At 63.7% G+C, this 1855-nt stretch carries 3 protein-coding genes and 1 pseudogene; 3 read left to right on the top strand and 1 reads right to left on the bottom strand.

Features of this window, described 5'->3' with window-relative positions; all coding sequences use genetic code 11:
* The 3 genes and pseudogenes from PGX04_RS21900 to PGX04_RS21890 form a co-directional block, all read left to right on the top strand.
* A pseudogene (locus tag PGX04_RS21900) lies at positions 1-118 on the top strand (bile acid:sodium symporter family protein); the annotation flags it as partial.
* Positions 119-235: 117 nt separating this feature from the next.
* Complete coding sequence (locus PGX04_RS21895; RefSeq protein ID WP_273740436.1) at positions 236-694, top strand: NUDIX hydrolase; 459 nt, start codon at positions 236-238, stop codon at positions 692-694.
* A gap of 157 nt (positions 695-851) precedes the next feature.
* A complete protein-coding gene (locus PGX04_RS21890; protein ID WP_273740435.1) occupies positions 852-1106 on the top strand; it encodes a hypothetical protein in 255 nt (84 codons plus the stop codon).
* Between the two features lie 295 nt (positions 1107-1401).
* Here the strand turns inward: PGX04_RS21890 and PGX04_RS21885 are convergent.
* A partial coding sequence (locus PGX04_RS21885) for a ribonuclease FAU-1 family protein (RefSeq protein WP_273740434.1) occupies positions 1402-1855 on the bottom strand: 454 nt, incomplete at its 5' end.

Raw genomic sequence — 1855 nt, 5'->3', positions numbered from 1 at the left:
CCCGGCGCTGTTCAGCGTCTGGCACAACGTCTCCGGACCGGCGCTCGCGACGCTGTTCACGCACCTCGACGACGAGGAACCGATCGACAGCGAGGAACCGGCTGCCGTCACCAACTGATCCCGTCCAGCGTTTACAGCCGACGAAACGACCCGAGCCGAACGCACAATCTCCTTAATGACATTTAACACCCCCTATGATAGGTTTTTACGTCGGAACGGCGTGCCACATTATATCATGACCGGCGTCACGTACGTCCAGAAAGCGTGCGCGTACATCACTCGCGCAACGGGCGAGTTACTGGTATTCGAGGGACCGGGACACGACGGCCTGCAGATTCCGAAAGGAACGCTCGAGTCGGGCGAATCACCGCGAGAGGCACTGTTCAGGGAGGTGCTCGAGGAGAGCGGCCTCGGAACGCTGAGCGGAGCGAAACACCTGACGACCGACGTCTGGACGCGTCGCGAGGAGCCGCCGAAGCGGTACGTGCGACACTTCTTCCACGCGACGGTGCACGAGCCCCGCGATCGGTGGACTCACACTGTCACCGACGGCGGGGAGGAACACGGTGCCGAGTTCGAGTTTCGCTGGGTCCGACCGTCCACCGCACGGGAGTTCGCGCTCGACCTCGACGAGTACGTCGGCCTGCTTCCGACCGCCGCCGGTCCCGACACCGTCGCGAGCGCCTCCGACTGAGCCACCGATCGCTTGCTTCTGTTGCTCAAGTAGCGACTCCGACCGCGCGCGATTCCTGACTTGATGGAGAAGAGAGGGGCGACGGGAACCGATCGAGCGCGCTGCGACTCCTCGCGGCAGCCAGAAGAGCTATATCGATTTCGTCGCGTTTCCGGGTATGACTCTCCACCGCCGAAAGTACCTCAGCGTCACCGCGGACGCGCTCTTCCCGGGGACAACTGTTCACTACCACTACCGAGACGGTAGTTCGCTGGCGACCGTCGTCGAGCGAACCGAGAGCCTCGTCGCGTTCGTCGGCGAGGACTGCGACGGGAGATTCACGCGCGGCCAGATCGACCGGCTGTTTGCGGACGGCCGCCTCGAGGTCGTCCTCGACGACGAAATTCATCTCCCGGACGACCAGACCGAATAAGCGGCGGTCATCAGATGTCGCCGCATCGCTTCTCGATTACTTGCTCCCTTACAGTTGACAGTGCAGGAGAGGGAGACCTCACTTCGGACTGGTCAACTGACATGCGGTGGCGCGCGCTGTCGGCCAACCGAACGACAGTGAGGATGGCCGATGACGTTGCGCGAGGGATGAACGAACGCCAGTGAGCGAATCGGTTGGGGAGGGCGTGGCGATTCCCTGTTGCCACGGTAACAGGCTGCTCTTGTCCAGTGTGGCCTGTCTGAAAGCAGAGAAAAGGAGGGAGCGATAGAATACCCTATTTCGAGAGCGCGCGCTCGACGGCTTCCGCCACGTTCATCGCCTTTTCGGACAGTTCCTCGGAAACCAGCCCGTCGTCGACGGCGTCCTCGAGTTCGTCGGCGTCCACGATTTCGACCGTCCCGTCGCCCTGCCGGATGACGTCGACGTAGAGGTCGACGTACCGAACCATCTCCGGAAAGAGCTCGACGGGCGTGCAGACGTTGACGTAGGTCCCCTTCGACGTGCCGTCGTCGGCCGTGTACGTCGTCGGATACCACCACCGGCCCTCGCGGAACTTCGTCACGGCGACGTCGCCCGACTCCTTCGAGACGCCGAGCGCGTCGTAACTGCCGCCGCCGCGCATGGCGCGCTCGAGGGTCACCTTCCCCTCTGGGTCCCAGCCGGTGACCTCGCCACGACCGAGCGAGATGAGCCGGCCGTCGGGTTTGCCGTGGCCGATCTCGAGGCGG

The organism is Natrinema soli, from assembly GCF_028618695.1.
This window is presented reverse-complemented; position numbering and strand designations above follow the sequence as displayed.